Origin of the sequence: Myxococcus sp. CA051A, assembly GCF_013336705.1 — a bacterium.
GTDB lineage: Bacteria > Myxococcota > Myxococcia > Myxococcales > Myxococcaceae > Myxococcus > Myxococcus llanfairpwllgwyngyllgogerychwyrndrobwllllantysiliogogogochensis.
Genome location: NZ_JABUMS010000009.1, coordinates 47,334 through 72,138, shown reverse-complemented (window position 1 = coordinate 72,138; position 24,805 = coordinate 47,334). Strand labels below are relative to the sequence as shown.

21 protein-coding genes are annotated in these 24,805 nt (G+C 70.2%); 11 read left to right on the top strand and 10 right to left on the bottom strand.

The features are described 5' to 3' along the window. Positions 1-105 precede the first annotated feature (105 nt). Positions 106-981: a GGDEF domain-containing protein gene (locus HUA74_RS25230; protein ID WP_141647946.1), complete on the top strand. Its 876-nt coding sequence runs from the start codon at positions 106-108 to the stop codon at positions 979-981. 29 nt (positions 982-1,010) lie between these two features. Here the strand turns inward: HUA74_RS25230 and HUA74_RS25225 are convergent, their stop codons facing one another. After that, positions 1,011-3,392: a 1-acyl-sn-glycerol-3-phosphate acyltransferase gene (locus HUA74_RS25225; protein WP_174456602.1), complete on the bottom strand. Its 2,382-nt coding sequence runs from the start codon at positions 3,390-3,392 to the stop codon at positions 1,011-1,013. A 2-nt stretch (positions 3,393-3,394) separates the two neighbouring features. Further along, positions 3,395-4,360 (bottom strand): SDR family oxidoreductase, encoded by a 966-nt coding sequence (locus HUA74_RS25220; RefSeq protein ID WP_141647948.1) that lies wholly within the window; start codon positions 4,358-4,360, stop codon positions 3,395-3,397. Between the two features lie 102 nt (positions 4,361-4,462). On the opposite strand from HUA74_RS25220, the gene mutL reads away from it, so the two are divergent. From mutL to HUA74_RS25195, 5 genes are all read left to right on the top strand, one after another. After that, the gene (gene mutL / locus HUA74_RS25215) at positions 4,463-6,325 is read left to right on the top strand and encodes a DNA mismatch repair endonuclease MutL (RefSeq protein ID WP_141647949.1); all 1,863 of its coding nucleotides are present in this window, start codon (positions 4,463-4,465) and stop codon (positions 6,323-6,325) included. 160 nt (positions 6,326-6,485) lie between these two features. Then, entirely contained in the window at positions 6,486-6,641 is a 156-nt protein-coding gene (locus tag HUA74_RS25210; protein ID WP_174456601.1) for a hypothetical protein, read from the top strand. Between the two features lie 25 nt (positions 6,642-6,666). Then, positions 6,667-7,386, top strand: coding sequence for an outer membrane beta-barrel protein (locus HUA74_RS25205; RefSeq protein ID WP_174456600.1), 720 nt, complete (start codon positions 6,667-6,669; stop codon positions 7,384-7,386). 117 nt (positions 7,387-7,503) lie between these two features. Further along, positions 7,504-8,520, top strand: a complete 1,017-nt coding sequence (locus tag HUA74_RS25200) for a tol-pal system YbgF family protein (RefSeq protein ID WP_174456599.1) — start codon at positions 7,504-7,506, stop codon at positions 8,518-8,520. Between the two features lie 86 nt (positions 8,521-8,606). Beyond that, the gene (locus HUA74_RS25195) at positions 8,607-9,122 is read left to right on the top strand and encodes a hypothetical protein (RefSeq protein ID WP_174456598.1); all 516 of its coding nucleotides are present in this window, start codon (positions 8,607-8,609) and stop codon (positions 9,120-9,122) included. Between the two features lies 1 nt (position 9,123). Here the strand turns inward: HUA74_RS25195 and HUA74_RS25190 are convergent, their stop codons facing one another. From HUA74_RS25190 to HUA74_RS25160, 7 genes are all read right to left on the bottom strand, one after another. Then, complete coding sequence (locus tag HUA74_RS25190; protein WP_174456597.1) at positions 9,124-10,752, bottom strand: carboxypeptidase-like regulatory domain-containing protein; 1,629 nt, start codon at positions 10,750-10,752, stop codon at positions 9,124-9,126. Next, positions 10,749-11,339 carry a hypothetical protein gene (locus HUA74_RS25185; RefSeq protein WP_141647954.1) on the bottom strand — a complete coding sequence of 197 codons (591 nt, stop codon included), beginning with the start codon at positions 11,337-11,339 and terminating at the stop codon, positions 10,749-10,751. The genes HUA74_RS25190 and HUA74_RS25185 overlap by 4 nt, the downstream gene beginning before the upstream one ends. 19 nt (positions 11,340-11,358) lie before the next feature. Further along, positions 11,359-13,251 (bottom strand): sigma 54-interacting transcriptional regulator, encoded by a 1,893-nt coding sequence (locus HUA74_RS25180; protein WP_174456596.1) that lies wholly within the window; start codon positions 13,249-13,251, stop codon positions 11,359-11,361. A 28-nt stretch (positions 13,252-13,279) separates the two neighbouring features. Beyond that, positions 13,280-14,299 (bottom strand): hypothetical protein, encoded by a 1,020-nt coding sequence (locus HUA74_RS25175; RefSeq protein ID WP_174456595.1) that lies wholly within the window; start codon positions 14,297-14,299, stop codon positions 13,280-13,282. Beyond that, positions 14,296-16,377 (bottom strand): serine/threonine-protein kinase, encoded by a 2,082-nt coding sequence (locus tag HUA74_RS25170; RefSeq protein ID WP_174456594.1) that lies wholly within the window; start codon positions 16,375-16,377, stop codon positions 14,296-14,298. The genes HUA74_RS25175 and HUA74_RS25170 overlap by 4 nt, the downstream gene beginning before the upstream one ends. Before the next feature lie 29 nt (positions 16,378-16,406). Next, on the bottom strand, positions 16,407-17,504 hold the full coding sequence (locus HUA74_RS25165; RefSeq protein ID WP_174456593.1) for a 6-phosphofructokinase: 1,098 nt from the start codon (positions 17,502-17,504) through the stop codon (positions 16,407-16,409). A gap of 141 nt (positions 17,505-17,645) precedes the next feature. Then, the gene (locus HUA74_RS25160; protein WP_141646068.1) at positions 17,646-18,128 is read right to left on the bottom strand and encodes a hypothetical protein; all 483 of its coding nucleotides are present in this window, start codon (positions 18,126-18,128) and stop codon (positions 17,646-17,648) included. 160 nt (positions 18,129-18,288) lie between these two features. On the opposite strand from HUA74_RS25160, the gene HUA74_RS25155 reads away from it, so the two are divergent. The 5 genes from HUA74_RS25155 (at position 18,289) to HUA74_RS25135 (ending at position 23,651) form a co-directional block, all read left to right on the top strand. Further along, positions 18,289-18,960: a hypothetical protein gene (locus tag HUA74_RS25155; RefSeq protein ID WP_174456853.1), complete on the top strand. Its 672-nt coding sequence runs from the start codon at positions 18,289-18,291 to the stop codon at positions 18,958-18,960. 226 nt (positions 18,961-19,186) lie between these two features. Beyond that, entirely contained in the window at positions 19,187-20,527 is a 1,341-nt protein-coding gene (locus HUA74_RS25150) for a S1C family serine protease (protein WP_174456592.1), read from the top strand. Further along, positions 20,515-21,480, top strand: a complete 966-nt coding sequence (locus tag HUA74_RS25145; RefSeq protein ID WP_141646070.1) for an FHA domain-containing protein — start codon at positions 20,515-20,517, stop codon at positions 21,478-21,480. The genes HUA74_RS25150 and HUA74_RS25145 overlap by 13 nt, the downstream gene beginning before the upstream one ends. 102 nt (positions 21,481-21,582) lie before the next feature. Continuing rightward, positions 21,583-22,719, top strand: a complete 1,137-nt coding sequence (locus HUA74_RS25140; RefSeq protein ID WP_371745633.1) for a DUF4130 domain-containing protein — start codon at positions 21,583-21,585, stop codon at positions 22,717-22,719. Between the two features lie 125 nt (positions 22,720-22,844). Further along, positions 22,845-23,651, top strand: a complete 807-nt coding sequence (locus HUA74_RS25135; protein ID WP_174456591.1) for a hypothetical protein — start codon at positions 22,845-22,847, stop codon at positions 23,649-23,651. Positions 23,652-23,681: 30 nt separating this feature from the next. Here the strand turns inward: HUA74_RS25135 and HUA74_RS25130 are convergent, their stop codons facing one another. Continuing rightward, entirely contained in the window at positions 23,682-24,662 is a 981-nt protein-coding gene (locus HUA74_RS25130; protein WP_141646072.1) for an aldo/keto reductase, read from the bottom strand. Positions 24,663-24,805: the final 143 nt, after the last annotated feature.

The following is a 24,805-nucleotide window of genomic DNA, read 5'->3' as shown; positions in this document are numbered from 1 at the left end:
TTGGATGTCCATGGACGGAGGTTCCCTACCTGGCGTCTCGCCTTGTGATTCGCTTTCTGGATTTGCAGGGTGGTAGCGTCTCGTGGGTCGTTCGCTGGAGGAGCGGTGCAGAAGGAGACGGTCGTCACGGTCATCTCGAAGATCTCCGACCGGCCGGTCAACCTCGACGCGGCGCTGGTGGTGATCTACGGATTGGACCTGGGTCGGAAGTTCGATTTGACGCGCGAGGAGACGCTGATCGGGCGCTCGTCGAAGTGCGACATCCAGATCGACCAGGAGTCGGTGAGCCGCAACCACGCGGCCATCGCGAATACCCGCGAGGGCGTGAAGATTCGCGACGCGGGTTCCACCAACGGCACGTTCATCAACGACGAGGTGGTGGAGGGTGATCGCGAGCTGCGCAACGGCGACCTGGTGAAGATTGGCCGCACCATCTTCAAGTACATCGCGGGCGGCAACATCGAGGCCGCCTACCACGATGAGATCTACCGGCTGACCACGATGGACGGCCTGACGCAGATCTACAACCGCCGCTACTTCGACGAGCAGCTGGACCGGGAGATCTCCCGCAGCCGCCGTTATGAGCGCGTGCTGTCGCTGGTGTTGGTGGACATCGACCACTTCAAGAAGGTGAACGACAAGTTCGGGCACCTGGCGGGAGACTCGGTGCTCAAGCAGCTGGCGTCCACGGTGCGCACGCGCATCCGGCGCGAGGATGTCTTCGCGCGCTATGGCGGCGAGGAGTTCGCCATCCTGTTGCCGGAAGTGGCGCTGGTCGGCGCGCGACAGCTCTCCGAGAAGGTCCGGCGGTTGGTGGAGAAGCAGCGCTTCGAGTTTGATCGCCAGCCCATCCCCGTCACCATCTCCCTGGGCGTGGCGGTGTTGGACCCTCGCCACCGCGAGCCCGGAGACCTGGTGCGCGCGGCGGACGAGAAGCTCTTCGAGGCGAAGACGGGTGGGCGCAACCGCGTCATCGCCTGACGCGGCGTGCGCCCCTCGGGGCGTCCGATTCAGCCGGCGAAGATGGAGCGCCGCTCCCGCAGCAGCGTGTGGATCATCGACTGGATGGCCTCGCGCGTGCGCTCGGTGAGTCGCCCCACTTCGCCCAGGTCCTCCGCGGCTTCAGGGGGCAGGCCGTCCATGGCGATGGGTTCGCCGAAGCGGATGCTCCACTTGGCGGGCAGCGGGCCCAGCGGAGTGAGGGGCACGTAGGGCAACCCGAAGAAGCTCGCGGGAATGCGTCCCAGCAGGGGGGAGGTCTCCTCCGCGCCGACGATGGCCACCGGGACGATGGGCGCTCCCGTGCGAAGGGCGAGCTTCACGAAGCCACCTCGCCCGAAACGCTTGAGCCGGTAGCGCTCCGCGAAGGGCTTGCTGAGCCCCTGGTAGCCCTCCGGGAAGACGACCAGTGGGCGCTGCTCGTCGAGCAGCCGCAGCGCGTTCTCCGGGCATGCCCGCACGGCGCCCAGGCGATTGAAGAGGGTGCCCAGCACGGGCGCGTGGAAGATCTGATCCTCCACCAGCCAGCGTGATTCGCGCAGGTCGGGGCGCTCGCGAGCCAGGGTGAGCGACATCACCAGGCCGTCATAGGGCAGGGCGCCCGAGTGGTTCGCCACCAGGATGGCCGCGCCCTTGGGGATGTGGTCCGTGCCCTGCGCGGCGACGCGCCAGTACTGGCCATAGAGGAACTCCAGCACGGGCTCCAGTCGCTGCACCAGTGACGGGTCCTTGCCGTACTCGTCCAGGTGGGCGCCTCCGCCCGTTCCCAGGCCCGCGCGGACGGCGTCCAGCATGCCGTTCATCGCGCCCCAGGCACGTCCCAGGCCCTCGCTGGCCAGCGCCTGTCCGGCGATTTCACGCGCCAGCGACAGCATGCCGGTGGCGCGCTGCGCGAGGGGACGAGGGGCGTCGGATTCCCGCGAGCCATCCGGAGCCCGCGCCGCGCGCGCCGCATCCTCCTCGGCGGTTGCGGGCACCAGGGACAAGGGGCCTCGACGGCCTGGGGGGAACTCGTCGCGCGTCGCGTCTGGCATTTCCACCTCCGGCTCCGGCGAGGAGCGGGTTGTCGAGAGGGGCGGGGAGGACAGCTCCCACACGTCATCGGCGTCGTCCGGGGTTTCGTCGAGGTCGGAGAGCTCCAGCACCGCGCCCGCCAGGTCCTCGTGCGGCTCTAGACGGGAGGTCTGCTCCGCGTCGGATTCGTTCGTGGTGTTGTTCGCGGCGCGCTCCTCGAGAGCGTCCCTGGAGTGCGTGAAGGGGGCGCGGCGATCCATCACCTCCGCGACGGCGAGTTCGGCGGCGCTCTCGGCCACCTGCGCGGCGACGGTGGCGGCGAGCTCGCGCTCGCGTTCCGGGCGGCGGGTCGAGGGGCTGTGGTCCAGGACCTCCTCGACCGCGGCTTCGGCGAGCTCGGTCGCCATCTCCGTGGCGAGGAGCCTGTCCACGGGCTCCTTGGAGCCGTCCCGCCGGTTCATTGCCACGTCCACGGCGTGCTTCGCGGTGACTTCGGCCACCTCGGCGGCCAGGGCTTCCGCGAGCGCGTGGTCCACCTCCCGCTGATGGGGTGTTCTCGCCGCGTTGGCGTCATCCAGGGCTGGAGCGCGCGCGGGCGGCGGCTCGCGCGGCGTCACCGGAGCCGCGGGTTCACGCAGGGGCTCGACCTCAGCCGAAGGCACTGCGGACGTGTCGGCGGGGCGCGTCGCGGCGACGTCCTGGCCGAGGGTGTCGTGGGACACCGAAGCCGCGGACTCGTCGCCTTGCTGCGCCCGTGCACCGCGCGATGCCGATGTAGGGGCCTGGTGGCCAGCACCCGATGCGCGCTGCGAAGCGCCCGCCCCGGAGGGCTGACGGGCTGCCGCACTCGCGCCATCCTTCGGGCCCTTGGCGCTATTCGTGCGAGAGGGTGCTTTCGCGTTGGCGTTGGATGCGTGCTTCACCTTCGCGTCGGGCGGCGTGGAGTTCGCCTTGAGCTTCGCCTCGTCGCCGACCTTCGAGCCGGCCGTGCCTCGCGACGCCGTGCCCTGTGGCTGTTTCGTTCCCACTCCGGTTCGCGAAGCGGATGCACCGCCTCCGGAATGTGCCCTGGCCTCGCCCGCGCTCCGGGCCGCCGCCGTGGTGGAGCCCTTCGCCCCTCCCGTGGACTTCGCGGGTGCGGGCTTCGCGCTGGAGGGCTTCTTCGCTCGGCCCTTGTCCAGGGTGCCATCATTCCTGGCGTGGGCCGCGCTCGAGCCCGACGACGCGCGGGTGTTCGCGGCCTTCTTCTTGTCGTCGGAGGTCCCGCGCTCGGAGGGCGAGCGCTCCTGCTTCGCATGGGGGCCGGGCTTCGCGGGCGCGCCATCGCGGGTGGCGGCTCCGCGCTGGAAGGGATCGTTCCCGAGGACACCCTTGGCCATCTCTAGCTCCTCTTGAGCGCCGCGGCGGCGTCCCTGACGTGGTGGAAGGGGATGAATCCGAGGGCGGTCTCGGCGCGCGCGCCGTCCGCCACCCACGAGTAATGGATGTAGTCGAGAAGGGCTACGGGCAACGTGTCCGCTCCCACCACATCCAGCGCGTGGAGTGCGCCACGGAACAAAGGCCCTGGGAGGGGGAGCGGGCGAGCACCCGCCTGCCGGATGAGGCCGGACAGTGGCAGCACACCCCGTCCGACGATGTTGAACTCGCCGGATACGTCCGCCCGCAGCGACAGATGAAGCGCCCGCCCCGCGTCCTCCTCGTGCAGTCCCTGCCACAGCGGGTCGAACCCGAGCAGCGTGGGGACCACGGACGTGCGTGTCAGCAGCCGCGTCACGGGATTCTCGATGGTCGGCCCCAGCACCGGCGCGAAGCGCAGCACGAGCACGCGCATCTCCGGATGCCGCTCGCGGAAGGCACGGACCTGCCCCTCCACCTCCACCTTGTCGGTGACGAAGCGGCTGTGAGGACAGCCCTGCAGCGGCGACTCCTCTCGCAGCAACGCGGGGTTGTTCCCCCGCGCCCCATAGACGGCCGTCATCGAGGGCACCACCAGCCTCGGCAGGCGCGCCCGGCCCGCCGCGGTCAGCACGTTCATCGTGCCGATGACCTCCAGCTCGTGCGCCAGGGAGCCGTTGCGGATGGGTCCGAAGAGGAACGCCAGGTGGTAGAGCGCGTCCACGGGGCGCTCGGCCAGCGCGTCGGTGAGCTCGCTTTCGGCGTCATGCCGGGTGAGGTCCACCTGGTGGAACTCCACCTTGGCCCCCTCCGGACGGGCGACGTCCAGAACGAGGATGCTCTCCACGTCGGGATCCCGCTCGAGCCGGGGCAGCAATAGCTTCCCGTACTCGCCGCTGGCTCCGGTCACCGCGACGCGCAACCGCCCCTTGCCTGGTCGTGACACGTCCATACGCGGGCTCTCCTGTTAGCCCAGCCGGTCCTGAATGTCAGCCTGCACCCATCTCGTCTCGCTGGACAACGTTCGTTCCGTGGCGGAGGGTGGATGATTGCCATGGCTCGCATCGCACGTCTCAGTGACGTCCTCATCAACAAGATCGCCGCCGGCGAGGTGGTGGAGCGCCCCGCGTCCGTCGTGAAGGAGCTGGTGGAGAACTCCCTCGACGCGGGATCGAGCACCATCCGCGTCGACCTGGCCGGTGGGGGCGTGGACCGCATCATCATCTCGGACGACGGGCACGGCATGGGGCGGCACGACGCCACGCTGTGTCTGGAGCGTCACGCCACCAGCAAGCTGCGCGAGCTGGACGACCTGTTCCACATCGACTCCATGGGGTTCCGGGGCGAGGCCGTGCCCGCCATCGCCTCCGTCTCCCGCTTCTCCCTCCACACCGCCGAGGTGGGCGCGGACGTAGGCACCCGGGTGACGCTGGAGGGTGGGGTGGACCCGCTCATCGAGGATGCCCCTCCGCGCACGGGCACCGTCATCACCGTGGAGGACCTCTTCTTCAACGTGCCCGCGCGCCGCAAGTTCCTGCGCCGGGGCGACACCGAGCTCAAGCACGCCGAAGAGGCCGTCGTCCGCCTGGCGCTCGCGAACCCGGAGGTGGGCTTCTTCGCCACCCACGAGGGCAACGAGCTCTTCTCCAGCGCGGCCTGCCCGGAGGACCCCCGTGAACGCATCGCCGCCGCGCTGGGCCCCGCGGCCCACCCGCACCTGTTCCCCGTGGAGGAGCGGCGCCTGGGTGTCAGCGTCACCGGCTACGCGGCCTCGCCCGAGTTCACCTTCCCCAACGCGCGCGGGCTCTACACGTTCGTCAACCGCCGCTACGTCCGCGACAGGGGCCTCATCGGCACCATCCAGCGCGCCTACCAGGACTTCCTCGCCGCGGGCCGGCAGCCCGTCGTCGTCCTGCACATCGACGTGGACCCCATCGCGGTGGACGTCAACGTGCACCCCCAGAAGCTGGAGGTCCGCTTCTCCGATGCCCGAGGCGTCCAGGAGGCCATCAGCGCCGCGCTCAACCGGATGCTGCGCGCGGCCCCATGGCTGGGCGCGGGCGCCGACCCCAATGGCCCCGGCGGGAATCAGCCGCGCGATGCCGCGCACTACGCGCTCGCCGTGGAGCGCTTCCTCACTCGCGCGCAGGAGGCCTCCTGGGGCGCGCCGCTGCCCACCACGCTGGACGCAGCATCGGGGGGCGCTCCGTCGCACGCCCTGTCCGGAGCGCCCGGGCCCATGGTCGGGATTCCCTCGTCGCTGCCCTTCGGCGCGGTGGGGCGCCCGCCCGCGTTCGGCGAGGCCCAACCCCAGCTCAATGAGGCCCCTCCGCCGGGCTACTTCGCCGCGCTGCGACCCATGGGCCTGCTCGGAGGCCGCTTCCACCTCTGCGAAGGACCCGGCGGCACGCTGGTGGTGTTGGACCCTCACGCGGCGCTGGAGCGGACCCGGCTGACGACCTACCTGCGCGCGCTGGACGATGCGAAGGGCCCTCCCGCGCCCTCGCTGTTCGGCACCACGCTGGAGTTTCCCGTGCAGGTCGCCAAGGCGCTCGTCGAGGGGCGTGAGGCCCTGTCGCGCCTGGGCGTCGACGTGGAGCCCTTCGGCGGCACGACGGTGGCGCTGAAGACGGTGCCTCCGGGGTTGGAGGGGGCGGATGCTCGCTCGTTGCTGGAGGCGCTCGCGCGCGCGTTGCCGCCCAAGGGCGCCGCGCTGGACTCCGTCACGCTGGCCGAGGCCGTGCGGGTGATGGCGTGTCATGCCGCGCGCAAGGCGGGCTCCGTGCCGCTCACGGACGCGCAGCTTCGCGCGCTCCTGGGCGAACTGGACCGGGCCGACTTCCATCCCCCCTGCATCCACGGCACGGTGGTGGTGCTGGAGATGCCCCTGCTGGAGCTGGAGCGCCGCGCCCGCTGAAGCCGGAATCCCAGTCCCTCCGCGCCCTTGCACGGCCGGAAAATTGACCCGTGGGAGGCCGCTGCTACGGTGGGCCACACGCCTGTAGCACGGGGCGGACCGGGCACGGACGGCCGGGAAGAGCATCCCTCACGGCAACAACCACGATGGGAGCGGCCACATGCGCGGTGTCATCACCCTGCGGGACGTGGTGTCGAACCTGGGCGTGGTGCTCCGTGAGTTCGGAGCCCTGTGTGTCGTCCGCTGTCTGGTCGCCTCGCTGCGCCGCCAACGGACGACGTTCCTCGAAATCGCCGTGCGCCCCAAGCGCTCCTGACCTTCGCCCCCGAGTCCCTGCTTCGATGCTCCGTCGACTTCCGCTTCTGCTCGCCCTGTTGTTCGCCGCTCCCGCTTTCGCCCAGGACGAGGAGGACGATGGGCCCACCTCGATGGATGGCGTGGGACGCATCACCGTGCAGGGTGGCTGGCGTTCCACCTCCAACGAGACGTTCTACAAGGGCTGGTACGGCCGGACGGGCAACGGCGACCTGGCGCGCGCGCGGAAGACCGGAGGGGGGCCGTTCGGTGTGGCCTCCTTCGCCTATTCGCTGTCGGACCTCGTGGAGCTGGGCATCGACCTGTTCGGGACCGGCTCCCGGCTCTACGTCACGGAACCGGGCGTGGAAGGCCTGCCTCCCACCGAGCGGGGCATCGACACCCTGGCCTACGGCGCGATGCTGGGCCTGCGCTTCCAGAAGCTGCTCCCCGAGGTCGGCCCCTATGGGCTGGTCCCCTTCCTGGGCTTCTTGACCGGTCCCACGCTCATCAGCTCGGAGCGCGACGGAGAGGCCGTGCGGGAGAGAACGACGCAGGCCTGGGCGGGTTCGCTGGGAGCGACATGGCGCTTGTCCTCTCGCTGGGGCATCACCGGTGAGTACCGCTTCATGTTCCTGCGCGGACCCGTGGGCCCCGAGGACGCGAAGATTGGCTCGTTCAGTCTGGGAGGGAGCTGGCTGTCGCTGGGCGTGACGTACACTTTTCCGCCCGAGCCATCACGAGGTCTCCCAGGCTCTGGTTTGTAGCTCGCAGAGCGAGCAGGCGTGGACATTGGAAGGTTGTTTGCTCCCGGAAATGTGACAAAGCCTCCGTGTTGTTCCGGTGCGGAAATTGTCGCCGTATGACCGGGAGAACTCCTTACGATGCGTGAATCGGCCGAGATCGTTACCGGGCCCAGGAAGATGTCCATGCCAGAGCAGGCGAAGACCGAGATTGATAAGGAATTGGCGGACCTCCGCCGCGAAGTCGTCGAGGCCCGCAACCTCGTCATCAAAAGTGACAACCTGCTGAAGAACCTCCACGCGGAGGTGAAGGCGGTCGGCAAGCGTCACGAGGACTTCCAGAAGCGGCAGTGGATTTCGTCCGCGGCGGCCTACGTGCTGTTCGCGGTCATCGCGGTGGGCGCGGCGGTGATGATCACCAGCGCGCGCAGCTCCAGCGCCACCAACGAGCGGGAGCGCCTGGAGAAGATGGTGGCGGACCTGACGGGCCAGCTGGAGAAGCAGCGCTCGGACACCTCCGCGCACCAGACGGCCCAGCGCGGCGCCGCCGAGGTCTACAAGATGATGACCTCGCTGCCCGGCGACGAGCGGCTCAAGGGCATCGACGCGCTGATGAAGCTGGACACCCAGCGCCTCAGCTCGCTGGAGCGCCAGGCCCTCAATGACCGCGCCACGTCGCTGCGCCGCGAGACGGGTGATGCCGCCTTCGAGCGCGGCAAGATCGCCTTCCGCAAGAACGAGATGGACCAGGTCGTCTCGGAGATGGAGCGCTTCCTGGCCATGAACCCGCCGCAGGAGCAGTCGCTGGACGCGTCCTTCTTCCTGGGCACCGCGTACAACCAGCTGCGCAAGCACGACAAGGCCGTGCCCTTGCTGGCCCGCTTCGTGGAGGGAGACCGCAACTCCAAGACGCGCGACTACGCCATGCTGCTGCTGGCCCAGTCGTACCAGGAGGTCGGGCAGATGGAGAAGGCGCTGGAGACGGCGCGTGACGCGGCTGGTGCGTACCTCAACAGCCAGTACCAGATGCAGTTCCGCAGCCGCATCGCCATGGTGAAGCGTGCCATGAACGGCAACACGGAGGCCGCGGGTCCCGCGCCCGCCGCCGCCCCCGCCGCGGCCCCCACCCAGCAGGTGGCGAGCCCCGCGGGCCAGTAGTCCCTGGACGCACCCCGCCCGCCTGTCGGGTGGGGTTACACGGAAGCGTTGCCACGCGGGGTCCACAGTCATAAGACCTGGACCCCGTGTCCGCTCCCGACCCTCGGAAAGATCCTCGCTTCCGCCGCTACCGTGGTGCCGCGTATGGGGTCTACATCGCGCTCACCACGCTCTTCTCGCTGTGGATCATCTGGAACGTGAGCCGCTCGGTGGCGGCCATGACGCCAGAGGAGTTGCCACCCGCGGCCACCACGCTCAGCTTCCAGGAGTGTCTGGCGGGTGCCCGGGCCCTGTGGGACGAGCTGGAGGCGGGGCGCGAGAAGCTGGTGCGCGTGTCGCCCGCGCGAGACACGGACCAGGAATGGATGCGCTTCCGGACCTCGTGGCTGGCGCGGATGCGCGAGCGGGAGTCCCAGTGCGATTTGAAGGCCCGCGAGCGCGCGCCGCTGCGCACCGTGTACCGCCGCCTGGAGGTGGTGCTGGACCTCTACACCACGCACGCGGTGCAGTACGCCGACGAGGTGGGCGGCACGGTGGACTCGTTCCACGCCGCCTTCCAGGCCGCCAGCGCCAGTCCGGCCGCCACGTCGCCCCGGCCGTGAGTCAGCGCACCGGCAGCAGCGCGGTGTAGCGGCCCAGCGTGTCCGTCACGGACTGGGCCAGCAGCACGGAGGAGGGGCGCCCCTCCACGTTCACTACCCGATAGAAGCGGATGGACGTGAAGGGCAGGCCCGGAGGCACGCCCGGCTCTCGCGTCGACGACAGCACCCGGCCGCGCAAGGTGCGGCCCCGCTGGAGGGCGAAGGCCGTCACGGCCTGCTCGGAGCCGTCATTGGCGGGCAGCACCGAGACGAAGCGGCTGACGCGGGGCAGGTTCTCACCCGGCACGACGTCCAGCCGGTAGAGGGCGGGGTCCAACCGCAGCACGTATTCGCCGTTGGCGTCCGTGAGGGTCTCCGAGGCGAGGTTGGGCGGAAGCAGCCGGCCGGGGACGACGTCCACGGGCTCCACCACCAGCCGCACGCCCGCGGCGGGGGAGACGTTGTCGGGCTGCAGGAGCCGGCCGCGCGCCACGCGGCGGTTGACGCACACCACGTCCGGCAACACCGTGTCCTCGCGAGGCACCACGGCCGCGGAGGTGGTGAGCCCGGAGGTGGAGCCGGCGGGAGGCACCACCACCAGCTCCAGCGGGGACTCGGTGGCGCTGGGCAGGGAGCGCAGCTCGAAGCGGCCTTCCTCGTCCGTCGTCGCCACGGCGCTCTGGAAGCTCCCGCCTCCTCCCACGCGCCCCTGGATCGACACCGTGGCGGCGACGACAGGCCGGCCGTCCAGGGCCACCACGCGTCCCGACACCCGCACCGGGGCCCCGAAGTCACCCAGCTCCAGCGGGCCGGGCAAGGGGACGCTCGGGTCCACCGTGAAGGTCTGCTGGGGCAGGAGCGCGCCCGCGTCCCGCGCCGTCACGCGCAGCAGCACCGTGGAGGCGCTCGCGGCCACAGGCGGCAGCGCCAGCGCGAAGGCGCCCGTGCCGCGATTCACGGGAACGCGCTGGGAGATTGGCTTCAGCTCGGCGTCCAGGGCCTCCACCGAGAGGTCCGCGTCCAGCGGCGCGCCCCCGTGTCCGGTCAACTGCCCTTGCACGGGCACCACGGCGTCGGCGGCGGGCAGCAGCCACTCCAGCGCGAGCGCCTCGCCCGGGAACACGGTGCCCAGGTTCGTCATGGGTGGCACCAGGAGGTCCTCGGCGAGCACCGTCACCGCGTACTGTCCGCTGGCCACCGGCAGGGTCCACTGCCCGTTGTCCGGCACCAGCGTCGCCTCGTGGTAGCGGGCCACCCCGGGGATGAGGGCGCTCGTGCCGACGGCGCGCACGACGAGCGGCTCGGAGTAGGGACGGGAGGTGGTGGTCGACGACGCGGGCGGCACCGTCGAGCGCAGCGTCGTCCCGCGCAGCGAGGCCTTGTCGAACAGCTCCAGGTTCTGCTCGGCCCGCAGGCGACCCACCGGGAAGTCCTGCGCGTACAGGCCGAGAGCGGGGTTGGGCGTCACCTCCACGACGATGTCCTGGCCCGGGTCGCCACAGCCGTCCACGAAGCACACCTCGTTGGAGGCGCAGTCCGCGTCCGAGCGGCAGACGAGCAGGGAATCCTCCGGCTCCTCTTCAAGCAGGGCACAGCCGGTGCCCCAGAGCAGCGTCAGCGCGAGGAGGAGCCGCGCGGGGCCCCCCTTCATCGGCAGTCCCCCTGCACCGTGTTCACCACCCAGGAGTAGCTGATGACGAACCCCGGGTCGATGATGGAGCCTCCGTCGGGCAGGTTCACCACCTGCGATTCGGGCTCGCGGTCCGTGAGCTCCGCGTCGCTCACCAGCGCCTCCACCAGGTGCTGGCCCGGCGTGCTCAGCTCCGCGTTCGCCGAGGCCAGGTTGATGCGCAGCGTGCCCCGGTCCGGACGGCGGGCCTCGCCGTTGTTCGTCAGGGCGATTTCCCGGTACGGCCCGCGCGGGTCCTGCGGGCTGTAGTCGATGAACCAGTGCACCTTGATGCGGTCATCCACGTCCGGGTCCTCGACGGCGACCTCGAACGTCAGCTCGCACCGGCTCCCGCCGAAGTCCTGGATGATGTGCTCCTGCGGCAACACCAGCGACTCGATGATGCGCGGCGAGCGGTTCATGAAGCGCGGAGGCTCGTCGAGCAGGGTGTCGTCCTGGGGCAACAGGCAGCCGACGAGCAGGCCCAGACTCGCGGCCAGCACGCACGTCGCCCAGCCCTGGCCGGAGCGCCTGTCCCAGACTTCTCGCCGCGTCGTCGAGTCCATCACCAGTGCGACTGGGGCCGCTTCAGAGCAGCTCCTCGCCCTCCTCGGGGGGCAGGGGCCGCCCGGTCTTCTCCGCTTCCAGCTTCTCCAGGTGGCGGAAGATGGTGCGAGGGTCCACGCCCAGGTCCTTGGCCGTCTTCGTCCGGTTGCCGTTGTTCCGCGCCAACACTTCGTTGATGTAACGCTTCTGGAATTCTTCCTTGGCCTGGAGCAGCGGCATGATGGGCTCCAGGTTCTCCGGCTTGAGGTCCAGGTCGTCGGGGCCCAGCAGCGGCTTGTCGGACAGCACCACCGCCTTCTTGATGCGGTTCTCCAGCTCGCGGATATTGCCGGGCCAGCCGTACTTCTTCATGGACACGGCGGCGGACGGGGTGAAGCCCTTGGACCGGGAGTTGAACTCGCGCGAGTACTTGTGGAGGAAGAACTTGCCCAGCACGACGACGTCCTCGCCGCGCTCGCGCAGGGGCGGCAGCTTCAGGGTGACGACGTTGAGCCGGTAGTAGAGGTCCTCACGGAAGGTGTTCCGCTTCACCTCGTCCTCGAGCACCTTGTTGGTGGCGGCGACGACGCGGATGTCCACCGGCTCGCCGCGGTTGTCGCCCACCTTGTAGACGATCTTCTCCTGGAGCGCGCGCAGCAGCTTCACCTGGAGCTGGAGCGGCATCTCGCCAATCTCGTCCAGGAAGAGGGTGCCGCTGATGGCCGCCTGGAACTTGCCCGCCTTGGTGGCCACCGCGCCGGTGAAGGCGCCCTTCACGTGGCCGAACAGCTCGCTCTCCAGCAGGTTCTCCGGAATCGCGCCGCAGTTGATGGTGATGAAGGGGCCCTTCACGCGGGGCGAGCGGCGGTGGATCTCCCGGGCGATCAGCTCCTTGCCGGTGCCCGTCTCGCCGGTAATGAGGACGGAGATGTCCGTGGGGGCGATCTTGTCGATGCGCTTGTACACGTCGCGCATGCCCTGACAGGCCCCGACGATGTCGCCATAGCGCTGGTCCTCCAGCTTCCGGCGCAGCTCCGTGACGTCGAGCTTGAGGTCGTTGACCAGCATCGCGTTCTGCAGGACGAGCGACGCCTGCGCCGCGAAGATGGTGAGCATGTCCGCGCTCTTGGGCTCGAACCGGTTCACCAGCCGGTCATTGCCCACGTAGATGACGCCGAACAGGTCACCCTTGTGCATCAGCGGCACGCACATGACGGAGTGCACGCGCAGGTTGACGACGGACTCGCTGGCCTTGAACTCGGGCGCGTCCACCGCGTCCGCGACGATGAGGGGCCGCTGCTCCTTGACCACCTTGGCGATGATGGAGTCGGACAGCTTCTCCACCGCGTCCTCGATGTTCTCCCGGGCCACGTTGCGCGCGACCTTCACGCGCGGGTCCCCGCTCTCCATGAGGATGAGGAAGCCCTTGTCGGCGCGCGTCACCTCGATGGCCTCGTCCATCAGGCTCTCGAGGATGCGCTCCACGTCGTAGAGGGCCAGCAGCCGTTCGCTGAACGCGGTGAGCCGCCGCAGCATGGCCAGCTCTCGGCCGGGCACGCCGGGCAGCTCCGTGGTGTGCGAGTCCGCGGTTTCCGGACTGGCCACCGCGTCGCGGTGAGGCGTGAGGGCGGAGGGGGGGGGCGCGCGCGGCGCGTCCTCGCGGGCGAACGTCAGCTCGGTGCCGCCCACGCGGACCACGTCGCCGGTGGCGAGCGCGTGTGAGTCGCGCTTCTTGCCGTTGACGTGGAAGGTGGCGCCCAGGCTGCCGACTTCGTAGCGACTGCCGTCGAACGTGACGTGCAGGGCGCTGTCGGGAACGCCGGAGTCTTCGAGCGGGATGTCGTTGTCCGGGCTCCGGCCGATGCTGGTGATGCGCTTGTGCAGGGCGACCGCGCGGACCTTGCCATCAGGACTGCGGACGGTGAGGCTGGCCATAGGGCTTCACGTACCTGGAGAAAAAGGCTCAGAAGGAGAGGGTGAGTCCGGCGCCGAGTCCGCCGGAAGTAGGGTACAGCCCCAGCCGTGCGGTGGGGCGAGGCGCGGTCGCGCGCGGCGGCCGGGAGACCGAGGACTCCGAGCGGGGCGCGTTGGAAGAGGGCGGATCTCGCGTCTCCACCGAGGTGCGTACCACCTGGTCCTCGTGGTGGTACAGCGCGTCCACCACGCCCAGCGCATAGATGGTGTAGAAGCCGGCGGCGGAGGCCAGCTTGAGCAACTGCCACGTGTCCCGCTGACGCTCGCGGTTGGTGGGGATGTACCGGATGGTGATGGACGCCTTGCCATCCTCGTCGAGCACGTTGTCCAGCTCGAGGGGCCGCTCCTCGAAGAGCGACTCGTAGGCGAAGTAGGAGATGATGCTCGTCACCGCGAGCACACCTTCGGTGGCGGCGAAGACGATGCCCAGGCTGTTGCGGCCTTGCTGGAACTGGCCCGCGCCGAACGGCACGAAGTTGACCAGGAAGTTGCGCTTCTCCACCGTGCGGACGTTGACCTGACTCGCCAGCTCCTCGGCGCGGCGACGGAGGACCTCGGCTTCCATGCGCTCACGTTCGCGGCGCTCGGCCTCGGCCTTCTCGCGCTCCTGGCGCAGCCGGCGCTCCTGCCGGAGGAACTCCAGCTCATTGGTCATGTCGTCCTTGATGCTCTCCAGGAAGGTCACCGCCGGGGGCGGGACGACGAACGGGTCCAGGCTGAAATCGGGGTCCAGTCGGAGCAGGGCGCGCAGGTGACGCGAGGCCTCCTCGGTGCGTCCCAGGTTGAAGGCGGCGAGTCCGGCCAGCTTGTGCAGCTCCACCAGCTCGTCCTCGTTGAGCCCGCCACGGTCGATGCGGGCACCCGCGCGGTCCAGGACCTCGGCGTACTTGCCGTATTCGAAGCTGGCGCGCAGGGCGGCGACCTCCGGGTCTCCGGCCTCCTGCGCGAGCGAGGCGGCCGGGGTCCACAGCAGGATCCAGAGCGAGATGAACGCGAACCTTCGACTCATTCGGGACGCAGGCTCCCGTGCAGAAGGGTGGGCTCGCCGGGACGCAGGTGCACCACGCGTCGCTCCGTCTGGAAGCCCGGATGGGAGATCTCCACCGTGACGGTGTGCTGGAAGCCCGCGGGCCCGCGTGGCGAGCGAATCTCGAACGGGTGCTGGACGCTGTCGCGCGCGGTGCGCACCTGGTCGCCCACTCGCACGGTGGCCTCGGCGGGCTCGTACTCGAGCGACAGCGGCGCCGACTTGGGCTGGGCGCGCAGGTGGAAGATGTTCTCCCCGTCGGGCTGCACGTCGATGGTCTCCACCACGTCCTCGCAGTAGTCGCAGGAGATGGTGATGGCGTGTGGGCCGGGGGCCATCTCCACGTCGTGCTTCTGGAGGGCCTGGGCGCTGGGCATGCCATCGTCCACGCGAATGAGCCCGAAGGGCCGCACGAGGATGGACACCAGGATCTTCTTCGACGCGGATTTCCGGCCGGCGACACGGTCCTCGCCTGGACCTCCCGGCAGGGCGCGGGCGTCCTCCTGGGCGCCTCCGGTGGGACGTACCGCGCTCGCGCGCGCCGCGCTTCCGCCCGAGGCGGGGGCCTGCCGGGTGTCGAGACGGCCCACGAGGGACTCCATGCGGGAGGAGGTGGCTTCGGGGGTGTAGCCCGGGGGGAATCGCGACGGATCGGCGCTCCTCGTGCGAGCACCGTCGGTCGGCGCGGCGGGACGAAGGTTCGGTCGGGGAGCCGTGTCCACGGTGCCGGAGCCGGGGGGCTCGTGCGCGTCCGTGCCCGGGTTTCCCGCGCCGAGTGTTCCCTCGGGGATGGAGTTTCCGACCCCGCCGTTCGCGCCATCGTGACTGGTGTCGCCGGAGCCCGGGTTGACGCCCTCGCCGCCCTTGGGAGGGCTGTCCGTGCCCGGCTGGAGGGCCGCCGCATCCGCGCGTGCGTGGTACGCCTTGTAGGCGCCCAGGCTCACGGCCGTGGCGGTGAGCAATCCCACCGCCAGCCGGATGCCGCGCCGCCGCCAGGTCTTCACGCGCTGCGCGCGCTGGATGCCCTTGAGCAACCCGAGCGCCCGAGCGTTCTGCGCGTCCAGCGCCAGCACGTGATTGAGGCTGCCGAGCGCCCTCGACGTGCGCTTCTCCGAGAGCAGCCGCTCCCCTCGCTCCAGCAGCCTGGCGACAATGCGCTGCCGCGCCAGCTTCCGGTACGACGGTGGATCGGCGAAGAACGACACCAGCTCCTCGCCCACCCGGGAGAAGCCCAGGCCCGCGAGGTAGTCCGCCAGCGCGTCACGCAGTTTGCTGGCGTCCGGATAGCGCTGCTGAGGATCTCTCTGGAGACAGCGCGCGCAGATGTCCGCCAGCTCGTCCGACAGGGCGGGGAGGCGGCGGCGCGGATCCTCGTAGTCACCGTCGAGGATGCGCTTGAGCGTGGCCGTGGTGTTGGGCGCGGAGAAGGGCAGCCGCCCCGTCATGGCCGCGTAGAACATGATGCCCACGCTGAAGACGTCCGCCTCGGGGCCCGCCTCCAGGCCCTCGATGATCTCCGGGGACATGTGCGCGGGCGAGCCCACGAGCGAGCCCGTCACCGTCATCCGCTCCTCGATGTCGAGCAGCCGGGCGATGCCGAAGTCCATGAGCTTGAGGATGCCGTCCTCGCGCACCATGACGTTTTCGGGCTTGAGGTCGCGGTGGATGACGCCGGCCTCGTGCGCATGCGCGAGCGCCGCCGCCAGCTCGTGGATGATCATCGCCGCCAGCTCCGGCGGATCCAGCGGACCTTCGTCCAGGACCGTCTTGAGCGTCCGGCCACGGATGTACTCGGTGACGATGAACGCGTCCTGCGCGTCCGCGGCGGAGAAGTCGAACACCTCCAGGATGTTGGGGTGGTGCAGCTTCGCCACGGCGCGGGCCTCGCGGGCCAGCCGCCTGCGCGACTCGTCCTTGCCGGCCAGGTGCGGGTGCAGCACCTTCACCGCGACTTCACGGTCCAGGGCCGTGTCGAGCCCTTTGTACACGACGCTCATGCCCCCCGAGCCGAGTTGCTCGAGGATGCGATAACGACCGATATGGCGGCCGACGAGCGTCATGACATGCGGCGGTTGTGCCTGCCCCTCCCTCAGTCCCCGAAGCTGATGCCCATGCTCTTGGCGAAGCGCACCAGTTCGCCGGATGGGTCCACCCGGCGCTCCTTTCGCGACTCGCTCAGAGGTACCGCGACGAGCTGCCCGGCGCGCAGGGCCACCATGTGGTCCCACTGTTCGTCGCGCACCAGGTCCAACACCCCACAACCATAGCGCGTCGCCAGCACGCGGTCCGCCGCGCTCGGACTTCCTCCTCGCTGGAGATGCCCCAGCACATTCACCCGAATCTCCGCCTCGACGTGCTGCGCCAGCAGATCCGCGCACACCTTGCCGGAGCCGCCCAGTCGCACCACGCCTCGCCCGGGGACGTCTTCGGCCCGGTCCAGCACGGCCAGCGTGCCGCCCACGGGGAACGCGCCCTCGGAGATGGCGATGATGGAGAAGCTGCGGCGGCGGGTGGCGCGGCGGCGCAGCTTCTCGACGATGGCCTCCACCCGGTACTGAATCTCCGGGATGAGGATGACGTCGGCCCCGCCCGCGAGCCCGCTCTCCAGCGTGAGGAAGCCCGCGTGGCGCCCCATGATCTCCACCAGCATCACCCGGTCGTGGGACTCGGCGGTGGAGTGCAGCCGGTCCAACGCCTCCGTGACGATGAGGCGCGCGGTGTCGAAGCCGAACGTCTGGTCCGTCCCGCTCAAGTCATTGTCGATGGTCTTCGGACAGCCGACCACCTTGAGGCCCTTCTCGCTCAGTCGGTGGCCAATCGACAGCGTGCCGTCACCACCCACGGCGATGACTCCGTCGAGCTTCAGCGCCTCGCAGCGCCGCAGCACCGCGTCGGACACGTCGCGCTCCACCCAGTGGCCACCTTCGCGGAAGGCGTAGAGGAAGGGGTTCGCGCGGTTGGACGTGCCGAGGATGGTGCCGCCCTTGGGCAGGATTCCCCGCGTGTCCTCCTCGGTGAGGGGACGCGTGAGGTCTGGCTCCACCAGCCCCATGTAACCGTTCTCGATGCCCACGAACTCATGGCCGAACTCATGCGTGCCCCGCTTGACGAGGCCACGGATGAGCGCGTTGAGCCCGGGGCAGTCTCCGCCACCGGTGAGGACTCCGAGTCTCAGGGAACGGGCCATAGGGGTCGGACGCGGGTGTCAGAGGGAGGGTGGCCCACCATGACAGCGACGTCGGACCTGATGATAGGAGGCCCCGGAGCCGGGGTGCAACGCGCGAATCATTCGGCAGGTCGGATTTCCGAGTGGAAACGCGAGCTTCCATCAGTCCCGCTTGAGGCGGCGACGAGAAGCAACCCTGTCGAGGAGGGCTTGGAGACGGGGCTGAGGGGCCTTGGGAAGGGCCTTGTCTGTCGGTGACTGTAGGGGCATCTCCCGGGCCATCTGGAAGACCTCGAGCAGCCGTTCCTTGAAGAGCTCGTTGTCCGGACGCTCCTGGAGGGCGCGGCGATAGGCGGCGGCGGCCCCCACGTAGTCCCCGAGGGCGAACAGGCGCTCACCCTCTTGCGCGGGTGAGGAGGGACCGACCGGCAGCTCCGGCTCCTCGGGCGGGCGAGCGGCCTCCAGCTTCTGGAGTTCCAGGGGGAGCAGGGACTCGCGCACGTTGGCGAGCTTGTCGGCGAGCGAGGCGTCATCCGGGAAGGCATGGGTGAGCGTCTCGTAGAGGTCGACCGCCTCGACGAGCTCGCCACGGCGCAGGGCTCGGTCGGCGCGTGCCTCCATCTCCACCCGGGCTGCAGGAGTCATCTGGGCGCGAGGTTACCCGCGCCGCCCGGGGATGTCACAACGAAGGCATGTGAGCGGTGACTTCGCCGCGCCCGGGGGCACGGGGTATCCGTGGGTTCGTCGTTTCTCGGGGCCCATGACCTGGCCTGCGGATGTGACGCGGGGGGCCTATGCTCGCGGCGTGAATCTCGCGTGGGCGGCTGGAGGCTGGTTGCTGCTGTCGGGCGCGCTCGGCTCCGAGCTGCGTCGAGACGGCTACGTGCTGCGGCCGCCGGAGCGCTTCCACATGGTGCGGTGGGAGCCTTACGTGGGCTCGGTGGCGGGAGCGGTGTCGCTCGACGCGGAGGCGACGCGGAGCCTGTCGGCGGCGCTGGCGGATGGGGAGGGGCCCGAGGCGGCGACGATGCTGGTCTCGGTGGTGGAGCGGAGTTTCTCCGCCAGTCCTTCGGAGCGGGATGACTTCGCGTCGGCGGTGATGCAGCACTTCCAGCGGGAGCTGGGGGTGACGCTGTCTCCGGAGCGCGTGGACCGGGTGGGTGGAATCGTTCCGCGAGTGGAGGTGCTGGGCACGCTGCGCGAGGCGGGACAGGTTCGCACGGTGCTGGTGGCGGGGCTCGCGTCCGAGGGCCGGCACGCGGTGGTGGTGGTGAGCGCGCCGGCGGTGCGCTGGGAGTCGCTGGCGCCGGGGGTGCGCGCGTCGCTGGATACGTTCCGGTTGGAGGCGACGACCGCGCCGGGCGTGGTGCCGCGCCGGGTGCTGGGGGCGCTCGCGGGAGCACTGGCCGGGGCGCTGGTGGCGTCGTACGCGGCGTGGCGCCGGATGCGGGCGGGGCAGGGTACTTCCGAGGCGTGACGACGCCCCGAGCGCCTGTCGCGAGGTCGGCAATCGGGGACGGGCACCGGATTCCCTAAACCTCGCGGACCCCCGCGAGCCACCTTCGGCGGGGCGGAACCTATCCGCTGGCAGCCACGCCGCCAACAGGGCAGGTGGGTCGGCGAGCGCACGCGGGCCTCACGCTCCGGGCCGTGCGCGACTCGGTGCCCAGGCGCTCGGTGCTGGGATAGCGTGCGCGGCATCCATGTTCGTCCTCCTTCTCGTCGCCGTGCTTGGGCAGGCGCCGTCGGTCGCTCCCTCGGAACCGGGCGTGCAGGCCCCCGCTCGAAGCGAACCCGACTCCGCGCCTGCTCCCGCGCCCGAGTCCCCTCCGGCCGTGCTGCCTCCGGCCACCCACGAGCTGTTCCAGCGCATCCAGAACCGCGTCGCCCAGGTGCGCATCATCGAGCGGCGCTCGGGCACGCGCTCGTCCATCGGCTCGGCCTTCTTCGTCTCGGCCAGCGGACACGCCATCACCAACTACCACGTGGTCTCCGACGTGGTGCTCCACCCGGAGGACTACACCGCGGAGCTCGTCCTGCGCAGCGGCGGCGAACCCGTGCCGGCGCGCCTGGTGGACGTGGACGTCGTCCATGACCTGGCCGTCATCCGGATGGATGACGTCGTGAAGGACTTCTTCGCGCTGGAGGACCGCGAGCCGCAGCAGGGCACGCGCCTGTTCGCCATGGGCAATCCCCATGACCTGGGAACCACCATCGTCGAGGGCACCTACAACGGCTTCATCCAGGACTCGCTCTATGAGCGCATCCACTTCAGCGGCGCCATCAATCCGGGCATGAGCGGCGGGCCCACGCTCACCGGACAGGGGCGCGTGGTGGGCGTCAACGTCGCCACCATGGGAAACCAGCTCGGCTTCCTGGTGCCGGTGAAGCACGCGAGCGCGCTCCTGGCGCGCGCGCTGGAGGCGAAGCCGGACGAGGCCCGCACGCTCGTGGACACGGTGCGCGCGCAGCTCGTCGACAACCAGCAGCGCCTCACCGAGCAGCTGATGGCGGCCCCGGTGCCGAAGCAGAAGCTGGGCAGCTACCAGGTCCCCGGCCGGTGGATTCCCTTCCTCAAGTGCTGGGGCGACACGCCGCATGACCCGGAGGTGCCCTACACGGTGACGAACTACCAGTGCTCCTCGGAGGAGGACATCTACCTGTCCTCGCATCACCGCACGGGCGTGGTGGCCTTCCTGCACCAGCAGGCCTCCAGCCAGAAGCTGGGCGCGCTGCGCTTCTCCTCGCTCTACAGCGCGCTGTACGCGCAGGACCCGGACACGGTGGAGGCCTCGCGCGAGGACGTCACCAACTTCCGCTGCACGACGGAGTTCGTGGACGTGGAGGGTCTGCCCGTCCGCGCCGCGCTGTGCCTGCGCGCCTACAAGCGCTTCCCGGGCCTCTATGACCTGGTGCTGCGCGCCGCCGCGCTCAACGCCAGCACCAGCGGCGTCGACACCAGCCTCACGCTGGGCGGCTTCACGGCGGACAACGCGCGCAAGCTGGCGCGCCGCTACCTGGAGGGGCTGTCGTGGACGAAATGATCTTCCTGGAGGTGCTGGAAGGGGATTCCGTCCACGAGCGCCACCGCCTGGAGCGCTTCCCCGCGACGATTGGCCGGGCGTACTCGAACGACGTCATCCTCGATGACCCCAAGGTCTCCCCCGAACACTTGCGCATCGAGCGGCGCGAGGACGGCGCGCTCGTGGTGCGGGATGTGGGCAGCCACAACGGCACCTGGCGCGTGGAGCCCTGGGCACCGCTCGCCGAACTGGAGCTGGCGCCCGATACGCGCGTGGCCGTGGGTGACACGGTGCTGCGCTTCCGGCGCAGGGACCACGCCGTGCCCGGCACGGTCATCACCTCGGCCGTCGCCCCCCGGGAGCGCGTGTTCGAGCACGCCCGCGCGTTCCCCATCGCGATGCTGGCCCTGATCTTCGTCAGCTCGCTCGAGACGCACCTGGGCAACTACGGCCGCACGGACTGGGGCGAGCTGACGGTGGCGGTGGTGACGCCGCTCACGCTGACGTTGCTGTGGGCGGGGGGCTGGGCCGTCGCCAGTCGCATCTCCCGCCGCCGGTTCCACTACCGCACGCATGCCACCATCGGCAGCCTGGTGCTGCTGGGGGCCGTGGCGCTGCCACCGCTCGTGTCGGCGCTGGGCTTCAGCCTGGGGCTGGGTTCGGGCCTGTCCTGGCTGCACCACGCGACGTTCCTCTCGCTCATGGGCTGGGGCCTCTTCTGGCACCTGCGCTACGTGGCACGGTGGGAGCCCGCGAGATTGGTTCGAGTGCTCGTCGTGGTGACGCTCTCCTTTGGCGCCCTGTCCCGCGCGAACGACCTGCTGGGAAACGAGCCCTTCAGCACGTCGCTGGACTTCCCGCGCACGCTGCTGCCGCCGGCCTTCCGCATGACCCGCGCCCAGCCCGTGGAGTCCTTCTTCGAGGAGATGGAGGGGCTCCAGCAGCAGGTGGACGCGCTCGCGAAGGAGGAATAGCCGCGAGGGCCCGACGACGTCACGGGTGGGATGGTGATGTCAGACCTGGAAGGTAGAAGCCTTCCACGCGCGCGAGCACCCTCCACGGGTGGCTCGCGGCGTGTGTCGCTGAGCGACCAGGAGGTCCAGGTGCGGGTGAGCGTGGCGCCGGAGCTGGCATCGTTTCGGGAAGTAGCGCGGGGGCTGTTGGCGCGGTGTCTGCCCCCGGAGCGGGTGTCTTTCGAGGAAGCGCGGGGCCCGTGGGATGGACGGGTGGATGCGCTCGTGAGCGGCATGGGCACCGGCGCGCTGCCGGTGGTGCCCCGGGACTTCCTGGGGCTGGCGGAGAAGGTGGTGTGTCATCGGGAGCCGGAGCGCTGGGCGCTGCTGTACCGCGTGCTCTGGCGGCTGACCCACGGGGAGCGGTGGCTGTTGGAGCGGGAGTTGGACCGGGACGTCCAGCGGCTGCGGCGGATGGAGCGCGCGGTGCGGCGGGACGTGCGCAACCTCGTGATTCGCGTCCGCTTCCGGCGGGGAGCGTCCGATGGCGCGGAGCGGTATGTCGCATGGTACCGGCCGGAGCACCTCGTCGTCAGGCTGGCGGCGCCCTTTCTCGTGGGGCGCTTTCCCACGCTGCGCTGGAGCCTCTTCACCCCGGACGCCAGCGCCCACTGGGACCTGGCGCGCCTGAGCTACGGGGCGGGACTGGCGTGGGAAGCGCCGCCGCAAGCCCCGGCGCGGAGCACGGCCGCGCGCAAGTCGCGGACACCGTCAGAGGGGACTCCGGTGATGATGGTGGGGGACGTGCCCGACACGCGGGAGGACGGTGACGTGCCGTGCTTCGTGGGGCCGGCGGGGCGGTTGTTGGAGGTGGTGCTCTCACGGGCGGGGCTGAAGCCCACGGACCTCCATGTCTCGCGGGGACCTCCGCCGGATGGGGACGCGGAGGCCGCGGGCTGGCGGGAGGCGCAGGCGTTCCGGGAAGCGCTGGCGTCGGAGGTGGCCTCGGTGCGCCCGTTGTTGATGCTCGCGCTGGGCAGCACGGCGGGCCAGGCGGTGCTGGGGCCGGGGTTTCGTCTCAACCTCAACCGGGGACAATTCGTCCAGACGCCCTGGGCACGCGGCGCCATGGCCACCTTCGCACCCGCGGACGTGTTGCGCCGGGCGGACCCTCGTGAGCGCGCGGAGCTGCGCATCCATTTCGAGGCGGACCTTCGCTCGGCGGCGCAGTGGCTGCGACACGCCGGTCGGCGCGGGTAACGTTTCGACGCGGCCGCCATATCGTTCCCCACGGGGATGGTTGCTCCGTGGTTTGCCGGCTGGGGCGGGTCGCCGCGAGGGGCGTAATCTCGGAGGACGCAAAGCCCACGACAAGGGGACCTTCGATGCGCCGCTCCTCACTGACCCTGTTGCTGCTCCTTTCCGCCGCGTGCGCCCGCTCGCCCCTGGTCCGCCAGGGGCCCCCCGTCATCGTCGCCACGCCGGCGCTCGCGCAGCAGTCTGGCTTCGCGCCCTGGGCCATCTCCATGCCCTTCGGACACGCGCAGGACGGCAGCACGCTGGTGCTGCGGTTCCTGGAGCGCGCGGAGACGTCGGGCGCGCGCTACGTCAGCAACGTCCAGGTGGTGTTCATGGCGGACGACGGGGGCACGGAGCTGGAGTGCCGCACGCACCTGATGCCCGAGGGCCCCGTGCCGCCATGGAAGGCCCTGGTCCGCACCGCCATGGCCGCGGGGGAATACGCGCCGCTGCGGGTCATCCGCCGCCCCATCCCGTACACGATGACGCAGTGCCGGGAGCATTGGGTGTCCACCACGGTGACGGAGGCCACCCGGTCCGGTCCCAGCTCCGCTCGGGGCGCGGCCGTGTTGATGACCACGACCTCCCTGACGTCGCGTCCCGAGATTCGCTGCGAGCCCGTGACGGCGACGCGCATCCTCTCCCGGTATGCGTTCGAGGACGCCGTCGACTACGTGCCCCCGCGCATCGAGCGGCTCATGGAGTCCCGCCCGGAGCTGAAGCTCCTGGAGACCGAGGCCGAGTGTCTGCCGAGAGACCCGCTGGCTCCCCGCACCAACCGCATCGAAGCGCTGGCCTATGGCGGCTCTGGCCCGCGAGCCGCCTTCCTGGATGTCCCTCCGGTCGCGCCCGCGCGTGCGCCGAAGCCCGCTCCCACCCAGGTCGACCTCTGACGTCGACCCGGTACCGTACCGCCGCGCGGCTCACATGCCGCGCAGCGCGTGGGGCTGGTAGGGCGCCTCCAGGGCCTGGAGCTCCTCGGGCTGGAGCTTGAGGTCCACCGAGCGCATGGCGTCCTCCAGGTGCTCCAGCTTCGTGGCGCCGATGATGGGCGCCGTCACCACGGGACGCGACAGCAGCCACGCCATGGCCACCTGGGCCGGAGGCACGTTGCGCGCCTCGGCCACCCGCCGCGTGGCCTCCACCACGTCCCAGTCTCCCGCCTGGTCATACAGCACCGGCGCGTACGCATCCGTCTTCGCGCGCGGCGTGGCGTCCCGGTCTCCCAGCGACTTGCGCGTCCCCGCGAGCAACCCGCGCGCGAGCGGAGACCAGGGGAGCACGCCAATGCCCTCCGCCTCGCACAGCGGCAGCATCTCCCGCTCCTCCTCGCGATAGACGAGGTTGTAGTGGTCCTGCATGGACACGAAGCGGGACCAGCTGTTCACGTCCGCCACGCCCAGGGCCCGCGCGAACTGCCACGCATACGTGGACGACGCGCCCAGGTAGCGCACCTTGCCCTGGCGGACGAGCTGATCCAACGCGGACAGCGTCTCCTCCACCGGCGTGTGCGGGTCCATCCGGTGGATCTGGTAGAGGTCGATGGTCTCCATGCCCAGCCGCTTCAGGCTGGCCTCGCACGCCTGGACGATGTGCTTGCGGGACAGGCCGCGCATGTTGGGGCCATCGCCCATGGGGAAGTACACCTTGGTGGCGACCACCACCTCCTCCATGCGCGCGTAGCGTCGCAGCGCACGGCCCGTCACTTCTTCGCTGACACCCAGTGAGTACATGTCCGCGGTGTCGAAGAAGTTGATGCCCATCTCCACCGCGCGGCGGAAGAACGGCTGCGAGGCTTCCTCGTTGAGGACCCACGGGCGCCATGAGGGGGTGCCGTAGCTCATGCAGCCCAGGCACAGGCGTGAGACGCGCAGGCCGGTGCGGCCCAGTTGCGTGTACTTCATGGGGAGCTCCTCTCGTCGGGTGTCGACGCGGCACATCGCCACGAACGTTCGTGAATATGCAACCGGTCAACACCGATGTGCTGGGTCATTCGTGATGACACGACTTTTCTGGATGCCGAGAATCCATTAAAAGTAGGGGGAAT